At 69.8% G+C, this 8,177-nt stretch carries 12 protein-coding genes and 1 tRNA gene; 7 read left to right on the forward strand and 6 right to left on the reverse strand.

Going from position 1 to position 8,177, the window contains the following annotated elements; all coding sequences use genetic code 11:
* Positions 1–78: 78 nt before the first annotated feature.
* The gene (locus EXE42_RS13275; protein WP_137706698.1) at positions 79–1,050 is read right to left on the reverse strand and encodes a hypothetical protein; all 972 of its coding nucleotides are present in this window, start codon (positions 1,048–1,050) and stop codon (positions 79–81) included.
* 105 nt (positions 1,051–1,155) lie between these two features.
* Here EXE42_RS13275 and EXE42_RS13280 point away from each other — a divergent pair, with 105 nt between their 5' ends.
* From EXE42_RS13280 to EXE42_RS13290, 3 genes are all read left to right on the forward strand, one after another.
* Positions 1,156–1,548: a CopG family ribbon-helix-helix protein gene (locus EXE42_RS13280; protein WP_092920261.1), complete on the forward strand. Its 393-nt coding sequence runs from the start codon at positions 1,156–1,158 to the stop codon at positions 1,546–1,548.
* A gap of 382 nt (positions 1,549–1,930) precedes the next feature.
* On the forward strand, positions 1,931–2,197 hold the full coding sequence (locus tag EXE42_RS13285; RefSeq protein WP_092920494.1) for an AbrB/MazE/SpoVT family DNA-binding domain-containing protein: 267 nt from the start codon (positions 1,931–1,933) through the stop codon (positions 2,195–2,197).
* A 3-nt stretch (positions 2,198–2,200) separates the two neighbouring features.
* Complete coding sequence (locus tag EXE42_RS13290; RefSeq protein ID WP_049908936.1) at positions 2,201–2,554, forward strand: type II toxin-antitoxin system PemK/MazF family toxin; 354 nt, start codon at positions 2,201–2,203, stop codon at positions 2,552–2,554.
* On the opposite strand, the gene EXE42_RS13295 is transcribed toward EXE42_RS13290, so the two are convergent.
* The 5 genes from EXE42_RS13295 to EXE42_RS13315 form a co-directional block, all read right to left on the reverse strand.
* On the reverse strand, positions 2,551–2,844 hold the full coding sequence (locus tag EXE42_RS13295; protein ID WP_092920260.1) for a chorismate mutase: 294 nt from the start codon (positions 2,842–2,844) through the stop codon (positions 2,551–2,553). The genes EXE42_RS13290 and EXE42_RS13295 overlap by 4 nt on opposite strands.
* A 38-nt stretch (positions 2,845–2,882) precedes the next feature.
* On the reverse strand, positions 2,883–3,776 hold the full coding sequence (locus EXE42_RS13300) for a shikimate kinase (protein WP_092920259.1): 894 nt from the start codon (positions 3,774–3,776) through the stop codon (positions 2,883–2,885).
* A gap of 92 nt (positions 3,777–3,868) precedes the next feature.
* A complete protein-coding gene (locus EXE42_RS13305) occupies positions 3,869–4,552 on the reverse strand; it encodes a hypothetical protein (RefSeq protein ID WP_092920258.1) in 684 nt (227 codons plus the stop codon).
* Complete coding sequence (locus EXE42_RS13310) at positions 4,549–5,010, reverse strand: hypothetical protein (protein ID WP_092920257.1); 462 nt, start codon at positions 5,008–5,010, stop codon at positions 4,549–4,551. The genes EXE42_RS13305 and EXE42_RS13310 overlap by 4 nt, the downstream gene beginning before the upstream one ends.
* Entirely contained in the window at positions 5,007–6,362 is a 1,356-nt protein-coding gene (locus EXE42_RS13315) for a hypothetical protein (RefSeq protein ID WP_137706699.1), read from the reverse strand. The genes EXE42_RS13310 and EXE42_RS13315 overlap by 4 nt, the downstream gene beginning before the upstream one ends.
* A gap of 158 nt (positions 6,363–6,520) precedes the next feature.
* On the opposite strand from EXE42_RS13315, the gene EXE42_RS13320 reads away from it, so the two are divergent.
* From EXE42_RS13320 to EXE42_RS13335, 4 genes are all read left to right on the forward strand, one after another.
* On the forward strand, positions 6,521–6,979 hold the full coding sequence (locus tag EXE42_RS13320) for a DUF5796 family protein (protein ID WP_092920255.1): 459 nt from the start codon (positions 6,521–6,523) through the stop codon (positions 6,977–6,979).
* A 37-nt stretch (positions 6,980–7,016) separates the two neighbouring features.
* Positions 7,017–7,256, forward strand: a complete 240-nt coding sequence (locus EXE42_RS13325; protein ID WP_092920254.1) for a hypothetical protein — start codon at positions 7,017–7,019, stop codon at positions 7,254–7,256.
* Positions 7,257–7,339: 83 nt separating this feature from the next.
* The gene (locus EXE42_RS13330) at positions 7,340–7,696 is read left to right on the forward strand and encodes a ferredoxin (protein WP_092920253.1); all 357 of its coding nucleotides are present in this window, start codon (positions 7,340–7,342) and stop codon (positions 7,694–7,696) included.
* A gap of 56 nt (positions 7,697–7,752) precedes the next feature.
* Positions 7,753–7,837 (forward strand) — tRNA-Leu (locus tag EXE42_RS13335).
* Positions 7,838–8,177: the final 340 nt, after the last annotated feature.

Below are 8,177 nucleotides of genomic sequence, written 5' to 3' on the forward strand. Positions count from 1 at the left end.
ACGGGGCGGACCAAAAGCGATCGGCCGACCGAGACGGGTTCCGTCGCACGGCTGCCGGGGACCGCGGACGGCGGGGGCTCAGAACAGCCCGAAGATGAATCCGACGCCCATGACGACGAGGACCGCCGCGGAGAACGCCGGCAGGTACGGGGCGTACTGTTCGACGCGCTCCTGCGAGCGGTGGTATCCCGCGATCAGGAGCAACGTCAGTCCGACGATACCCGCGATGACGGTGAGCGCGTAGGCGCTCATCAGTTCGAGACAGTAGTTCGACCCGGCACAGAGCGCGATGATCTCGAACTCCTCCTCGTGGGCGAACCCGAGGACGAACGCGAACCACGCGATGCCGAGGAGCCCCCGGTCGGTCCCCTCCTCGAGACCGCCGTGCGAGTGGGAGTGACCGCCGGCGAACGGCACAAACCCCTTCAGGCGGGCGTAGAGCCCGCCGCTTTCGTCGCCGTGGTCGTGCGAGTGATCGTGACCCCGGTCGTGAGGTCCGGCAGGATCATGGCTGTGGTCGTGATGGTCGCTCGGGCCGTGATCGTGGTGGTCGTGATGGTCGCTCGGGCCGTGATCGTGGTGGTCGTGACGGTCGCTCGGGCCGTGATCGTGGTGGTCGTGATGGTCGCTCGGGTCATGATCGTGATGGTCGGTCGAATCACGGCTATGCTCGTGATCGTGCCCCTCGTCGTCGGTCCCGTGAGAGTGGCCGTGGAGGTACTCGCGGACCCCGAGAGCGATCAGCAGCACGCCGGCCACGAGGCTGACCGGACCACCGATCTGGACGGCGCCGAACACCGCGATCGGCTCGTTGACCTGCGTGAGATCGAAGTAGTTCTTCGCGTAGAAGAAGACCGCAACCATCGCGATGCTGCTGACGAGGTGGCCGAATCCGATGAGGAAACTCGCCGCGAACCCGTACACCCACTTGTTGGTTTGATCGAGCGCGTACGAGGCGGCGACCGGCCAGCCGTGGCCCGGTTCGATCCCGTGGACCGCGCCGAGGAGGACCGCACCCGCGAGCGGGCCGAGCAGTTCGCTTGGGAGCATCGTTCGCGTGACACTCGAAAACGACCGCGTTTAGCAGTTGTTACTACCGGACCGGGGGTATCGTCATAACGAGGTTCTTGTGCCCGCGGCGTTCACCACGAGACCGTGAGAACGAGTTTCAACATCCCCGACGAGGTGGTGGCGGAGTTCGATCGGGTATGGCGAGACGAGGGCATAGAGAATCGGTCGCGGGCGGTGCGAGAGGCGATGTTAGAGTTCGTCGAGTCGCACTCCCGGCTCGAGGAGACGGCCGGCGAGGTGGTCGCGCTCGTCGGCTTCGACTACCGCCATCACGACGTGATCCGGGAGCTCCACGGCGTCCAACACGAGTATCAGGACGTGATCCTCAACACGAGCCACACCCATCAGGGCGAGTGGTGTCTCGAATCGCTGTTCTGTCGCGGCGACGCCGCGCGGGTCCGCGAACTGACGTACCGGCTCCGCGACTTCGACGCCGTCCGCCGCGTGAAAGTGATGCTGATCCGGGACGGCGATTGACCTCGGATTTCCCGGACCCTCTGACGCGGAATCGGCCGAACCGAGGGATTGATACCTGTCGGTTCGTCAACTAGACACGATGATCGAACTCGTCGCGTTCGCCGTCGCGGCGGGCTGTCTCCTCGGGCTCTCGGCGGTGATGGTCGTCTCCCTGCTCGCGCCCGAGCGTCGGCTCTGGCCCGCGGGCGACGACTGACCTCGGGAGCGGTACGACGCGGCGACGACGCGCTTACCGACTCTCCCGCTGTTCGACCTTGTTCAGGTAGCTGAAATCCAGTATATCGCACCCTGACCGAAAGTTGCGCATGTCGCCCGTGGTCCCTTCCCTCTCAGCTCTTCTCCGAACGAAAAGAATTTAGATATGAATAGGATATGAATGCTCATGAGCAAGAGCGAGGAACGTAAGGTCGGTGAACGAGGGCAAGTCACCCTCCCGAAAGAACTGAGAGAGAAACTGGGTATCCGCGGCGGGGACGAGGTACTGGTTCACGAAGAGGACGGGAAAATCACCATCGAAAAACCGCTGTCTCGTGAGGAGCTCGCTGAGGGGTACCGACGACGCGCAGCAGAATCCGAAGCCCTCGCGGAGGAGATGGACGGTGTGTCTCGCGAGGCCGACGAGTACCTCGGTGATGTTCCCGAGTGGTAATCGATGGACGTTCGCCGCGGAGACATCGTCATCGTCGAGCTTGACCCGACAGAGGGGTCCGAGCAACGAGGAACACGACCGTGTCTAGTCGTGCAAAACAACGTTGGGAACGAGAACGCGCCGACGACCATCGTCGTCCCGTTTACGACCTCGCGAGGAGACGAACTGTACCCGTTCGAGGTACTCGTCTCGGCTGCCGAGTCTCCGCTCCGAGAGGACTCGGTTGCTCTCTGTAGTCAGATTCGCACGGTGTCCATCGAGCATCGTATTAATACCAGCCTCGGCTCAGTGCCGGCGTCCCGTATGGAGGAAGTCGACGAGGCACTCGAATACAGCCTCGGTCTGAGGGAACTCTAGCGACTCTCCCGCTGTTCGACCTTGTTCAGTTCGATCAGCAGCCGGAAGATGGCCTTCACGAGGTTGGCGTCCACGTCGAAGCGCTCGGCGTTCTCGCCGGCGCGCTCCATCACGCGCTCCTCTTGGCCCTCGTCGGTCGTCGGGAGGTCGCGCTCCTCTTTCACCGCCGCCACGGTGTCAGCGACGTAGGTTCGGCGGGCGATCAGTTCGACGATCTCGCGGTCGATGTCCTCGATCTCGCGTCGCAGTTCGTCGAGGCTTCGGTCCTCGGTGTTGGGTGTGTCACTCATTGGTAGGTAGTGGGTCAGTGGGTGGTGGTCACGGGGGCTCACTCGACGGCCGCGCCGTCGTTTCTGGTCGTCGTTCGTCGCAGCGTTCCGGGACGATCGCCCCAGGCGTCGGCGACCGCGCCGAGGTCGGTCTCGGGGTCGGCGGAGTCCGCGACGGCGACGACGCTCGGGCCGGTGCCGGAGAGCGACACCGCGGTCGCGTGCGGCATCGCCTCGACGGCGGGGTCGGCGTCGAACCCGAGCGCGGCCGAGAACGCCAGCCCGTTCACGGTCATCGCCTCGCCGTACCGGCCGTCGAGCGCGAGGTCGGCGACGAGATCGGCCATCGGCGCCACGGCCTCGCAGCGCGCCACGTCGGCGTCGGCGCTGTACGCCCGCTCTGGCGGAGTCCAGACGAGGACGTCCCAGTCGACGGCCTCTCGCGTCCGGAGTTCGTCGGCGTCGTTGTCGGTGACGGTGACGCCGCCGAGCATCGAGGCGGTCGCGTCGTCGAACGCGCCCGTGACGGTGACGCCGGCCTCGCGGGCGGCTCGGACGCCGAGCCGGCAGGCCGCCAGGCGGGTGACGTCGACGGCGGGGTCCTCCGGGTCGTCCCCGATCGCGAGCCCGAGCGCGTTACAGGTCGCGAGGACGGTCGCGTTGGCGGCCGCGCTGGAGCTTTTCAGCCCCGCGGCCAGGGGCACGTCGCTGTCGGTCCGGACGCGGCCCCCCTCGCCGTCGCCCCATCGCTCGGTCGCGAGCGCGACGCAGCGCTCGATCAGGTCGGTGTCGGCGCCGGCGTCCTCGGCTATCTCCCCGTCGACGCCGTCGGCCGCGGGGTCGAGCTCGACCGTCGCGCGCGTCTCGACGTCGATGCCGAACGCCGCGCCCGTGCCGGTCGCGAGCGCGTTCAACACGGTTCCGGCGCCGAGCGCCGCCGCCCGTCCCTCCATGGGTTCACGGCTCGCGAGCGCGGACAAAGAGGTAGCGATAACGGCGAGTCTCTCTGCCGGGACCCCACCCCGATCGCTACCCTCGCGCCGCCTCAGATCGGCTCCGCGCGCCTGACCGCCGCGTCGACCGCGTACCAGTCCGGGTCGGGCCGCACGCTGGTCCGATCGTCGGAGAACACGATCTCGACCGTGAACTGCCGCGGGCGCGAGCCGTCGAACCGGTTCTCGCCGGTGAACCGCTCGGTGTCGTACTCGAACCCGACCGGCTCGCGCTCGTCGGTCCCGGCCGGCGTCGCGTACGCGTCGACCCGGAACTCGACGACGCCGTACTCGAACCGTCCGGCGTTCTCGACGGTGAGGCGAGCGCGAACCGTCGTCTGTCCCCCGCCTTCGCTCACGTCCAAGACCGTCGCGTCGGTGACGACCAGTCCCGATCCGTCCGGCGCGACAGTCTCCGGCGTCGATTCGTCGCCGCTACCGCCGGAATCCCCGTCGCTCCCGGCGCCGCCGTCGCCGCCCGCGTCGCCCCCGGCGCCGCTTCCGTCGTCGTCGCCGGATCCCTGACCGCCACCGTCGGACCCGTCGCTCCCGGTATCGGAGCCGTTGCCGTCCGTCTGCCGGGGACCCGGCCCGCCCTCCGACTCCGAGGTCACGAGGCAGCCGGCCAGCAGCCCGGCGGCGCCGACTGCGAGGACGCCGCGCCGCGACGCGCGTCGGGTCCGTCTGCCGGGTCGCTCGCCGTCGCCGGAGTCCCGCTCGTCTCGGTCGGCGGTCATCGCATCACCGCCCCGAGGACACCGGTCGAGGCGCCGACGGCCCCGGAGACGAACGCCGTGGCGAGCGTCGGCAGGAACGCGTCGGCGAGGCCGTGCGCCTGCGCGGCGGCGTCGCCCTGCGTGACGACGATCACCGTGACCGCGATCAGCCCGTACGTCAGCGCGCCGAGGCCGGTCCCCAGTCCGCAGGTCGCCGCCGCGGCGACGACGCCGCGGGCCCGCGACCCGACGAGGACGCCGAGGACGCCGGCCAGCGGGACCGCGGCGACGAGGACGGTCGCGGTCACGGCGAGGTACGACTGGGCGACGAACACCGGGCCGAACCGGGCGGTCTCGCCGGTCGCCGCGGTCGCCAACGCCGCCTCCGCCCAGCCCGTCGCGGCCGCGCCGACGATGCCGACGCCGGCGCCGACGAGCGCGAACGCGGCCGCCACGAGCCCGATCTCGTTCGCGTTCATGCGCCGGTCACCCATCCGTACCGCAGTCTGCCGTGCCAGCCGGTCCGCTCCTCCCACGCGTCGCCGGAGAAGCCGGCCGCGAGCAGGAACTCGCCCGCCCGGACGACGTAGCCGTACTGGACGCCGGCGTGCTCGTCGAAGCCGTACCGCTCGCCCTCCGCCTCGCGGTGGTAGAAGCGGTGCCAGGCGGTCGGGCCGTCGTCGGTATCGGCGTTCGCGTCGGAGGCGTTCCCGCCGTCCGAGGCGTTCCCGCCGAAGTCCGAACCGGCGAGGGTCGCCTCGGGGTCGATCGGCGCCCGTCCCTCCGTCGAACCGGCCTCGAGGGCCGTCGAGAGCCGCGCCTCGGCGGTCTCCGGGTCCGGATACCGCTGGACGTGGACCGGGACGCCGTCGAGTTCGCGGGCCCAGCCCTCGAACGCGTCCCGACGGCGGTTCCCCAGCGGCGGGCGCCTCGCGAACGCGACGAACAGCTCTTCGATCCGGTCCGCGGGCTGCGGGATCGGGCCGAGCCGTGCGCGCAGTTCGCGCCGACGATCGGGGGCAAACGCCTCGCCGTAGATCTGCGGGATCCGGTCGCGGTCGACCTCGTCGCGGTCGTACGGCCGGTGTGCGAACGTCGAGAAGTTCCGGCTCGCGACGGCGAGCTCGACGAGCGTGCCGGTCGTGACGCGCCCACGTTCGGGGTCGTCCGGCGGCAGCGGCGCCAGCAGGCGGCGGAACAGCCGGTTGTGGATCGGGTTCCGAGAGAACTCCTCGTCGACGTAGGTGGCGGTGCCGACGCTCGCGAGGTCGGTCCGCATGCGGTCGAGTTCCTCGAGCGCGCGGTCGACGTCGTTTCGCGGCGCGAAGACCCGCAGAACGTCGACGTGGTACTCCGTCTGAGCGCGGATCCGCGGGCCGGGCGAGAAGTGCGGTTCGAGGGCGTCGGCCGCGCGGGCGGCGGCGGTTTCGGCGGCTTCCGCGACCGTATCGACCTGTTCGGCCGTGATCGTCGCCTCCTCGTCGACGGTCGCGCGGACCGACCGGACCGTCGAGACCGCGTCGGTTATCGCGTCGCGGTAGGTCGCGACCGCGTCGGGGTACTCGGTCGCGAACCACACCGCGTCGTCGACCACCGCGCGGGTCGCGTCCGCCAGCTCGGGATTCGTCGGCGGCGGGTCGCCGTCCGCGTCCGCCGAGTCGTCGGGAGGGGCGTCGTCCCCGGACGAGCTGTCACCGGGGGCGGCGCCGTCTCCCGGCGACCCGGCCTCCTCGGGGGCGGCGGGGTACTCGACGCCCTCGACGCCGAGACACCCGGCGGTCCCGACGAGGGCGGCGCCGACGCCCAGAAGCGTCCGTCGCGTCCGTTGCATGACACGCACTCCCCGCGGCAGGAACTTAAATGTGGCACGCCGATTCTCGCGGCTGAAGGCGCCCCGCCGCGCGGCGTCGGGGTCGGGTGGCCGTCCGGTGCGCGTCGGCGCGAGGGCCGAGCGCGTCCCTTTTGAGGCCGGCACTCCGAGCGTCGCGTATGTCCGCGCCATCGCGCAGCGACGTGCCGCCGACGTCGATCGGCGTCGACCTCCGCGAGGAGGGCGTCGTCGTCGAGTACCTCGACGGGCGGACGACCCTCTACCGGGGCGTCCCAGAGTCCGCCGAGGGGTCGGTGACCGCCGGTCCCGGCAAGGAGACCCACGTGCTCGTCACCGACCCCACGGAAACTGAGGGCGTGATGACGTACGTGAACGACTACAAGACCGACGACGAGATCCTAGCGGAGTCCGGCGTCGGCCGCGTCATCGTCGAGGACGGCGAGCGCGACGAGGTGTTCCCCGGCGTGATCGTCGGCCGCGAGGGGCAGCGCAACGAGGTCGTGGCCGACCCCGAGATCGCCGGCGGCCGGGTGTTCGTCTTCGTCGAGGACGGCTGGACCGAGGGGAGCTACGAGATCGTCGAGGGCCCCGAGGACGGGCTGGACGCCCACCGGTGACGCCGCCGAGCGCGCGGCCGGGCGGGGAGTCGACGCGATGAGCCTCGCGAAGCCGTGGCGCGACCTCGACCGTTCGACCGTCGGGAGCGCCCCCGACCGCTACGCGCTGTACGAACTCGGCGACGCAGACGGCGACACGGTCGGGTTCGGCACGGGCGTCCTCCGCGACGAACTGAAGGAGGCGCTCGCGTACGGCGACGCCGCGAAGGTGCGCTGGGAGCCGGCCGATTCCCCCGACCACGCGGAGCGACTGCTCGCGGAGCACATCGAGGAGTGACCGACTCGTCCGGCCCGGTCGATCGTCCCGAGCGAGCGGGAACGACCGACAGACGAAAGTCCCGCGGCCGCCGAGGGGGCGTCATGAGCGACGAGGCCGAAACGGACGGCGGCGACGAGGTGCTCCGCGCCAGCGACATCGGGGGCGAGGGGCCGCCGGTCGAGGAGAAGCCGTACAAGATCGTCTTCGAGGCGAACAAGTGCTTCGGGGCGGGGAAGTGCGCTGAGGTCGCGGACAACTGGGTGATGGACGTCGTGAGCGGGATGGCGAAGCCGGAGGCGTACTACATCGGCGAGGAGGACCTCGAAGAGAACGTCGCCGCGGCCGAGGCGTGTCCGGCCAAGAAGGACGCGGGCGTGATCCACGTCGTCGACCGCCGGACGGACGAGGAGATCGCGCCGGACCCGCACGGCGACGGGACGCTCTCGGTCGACTGGTAGCGTCCGGCCCCCAGTTCCGAAAGGGGTTTCACCGCGCCGCCGGTAGCCGAATCCGCGCGGGGGTGGCTGAGCCTGGCCAAAAGCGGCGGACTTAAGATCCGCTCCTGTAGAGGTTCGAGGGTTCGAATCCCTTCCCCCGCATGCTGTCGCGAACAATACGTGAGCGACAGCACTAGGAGCAGAAGGGATTCGAACCAGGGAACGGAGCGAGCGAAGCGAGCGGAGTGAGTGAGGTTCGAATCCCTTCCCCCGCATTGCTGTCGCGAGCAACTCGCGAGCAGCAGCAATCGGACAATAGGGATTCGAATCAAAGAGGTCGCGCGCAGCGAAGCGAGCACGTCCGACTGTGGTTCGAATCCCTTCCCCCGCACTCCTGCGGCAAGCAACTCGCGAGCGACAGTCGTGGCCACTGATAAACCCGGTGCGGTGGCGCGTGCCTGCGAGCGGCCGCCATCGGCGGCCGCGAGACAGCACGCGCGAG

The sequence above is a fragment of the Halorubrum sp. SP3 genome (genome assembly GCF_005435195.1).
Classification (GTDB): domain Archaea; phylum Halobacteriota; class Halobacteria; order Halobacteriales; family Haloferacaceae; genus Halorubrum; species Halorubrum sodomense.

Excerpts from the sequence above, each read along its gene's own strand:
- EXE42_RS13275 (WP_137706698.1), bottom strand. The coding sequence starts at position 1,050 with ATGCTCCCAAGCGAACTGCTCGGCCCGCTCGCGGGTGCGGTCCTCCTC.
- EXE42_RS13285 (WP_092920494.1), top strand. The coding sequence starts at position 1,931 with ATGAGCAAGAGCGAGGAACGTAAGGTCGGTGAACGAGGGCAAGTCACC.
- EXE42_RS13290 (WP_049908936.1), top strand. The coding sequence starts at position 2,201 with ATGGACGTTCGCCGCGGAGACATCGTCATCGTCGAGCTTGACCCGACA.
- EXE42_RS13295 (WP_092920260.1), bottom strand. The coding sequence starts at position 2,844 with ATGAGTGACACACCCAACACCGAGGACCGAAGCCTCGACGAACTGCGA.
- EXE42_RS13300 (WP_092920259.1), bottom strand. The coding sequence starts at position 3,776 with ATGGAGGGACGGGCGGCGGCGCTCGGCGCCGGAACCGTGTTGAACGCG.
- EXE42_RS13305 (WP_092920258.1), bottom strand. The coding sequence starts at position 4,552 with ATGACCGCCGACCGAGACGAGCGGGACTCCGGCGACGGCGAGCGACCC.
- EXE42_RS13310 (WP_092920257.1), bottom strand. The coding sequence starts at position 5,010 with ATGAACGCGAACGAGATCGGGCTCGTGGCGGCCGCGTTCGCGCTCGTC.
- EXE42_RS13315 (WP_137706699.1), bottom strand. The coding sequence starts at position 6,362 with ATGCAACGGACGCGACGGACGCTTCTGGGCGTCGGCGCCGCCCTCGTC.
- EXE42_RS13320 (WP_092920255.1), top strand. The coding sequence starts at position 6,521 with ATGTCCGCGCCATCGCGCAGCGACGTGCCGCCGACGTCGATCGGCGTC.
- EXE42_RS13325 (WP_092920254.1), top strand. The coding sequence starts at position 7,017 with ATGAGCCTCGCGAAGCCGTGGCGCGACCTCGACCGTTCGACCGTCGGG.
- EXE42_RS13330 (WP_092920253.1), top strand. The coding sequence starts at position 7,340 with ATGAGCGACGAGGCCGAAACGGACGGCGGCGACGAGGTGCTCCGCGCC.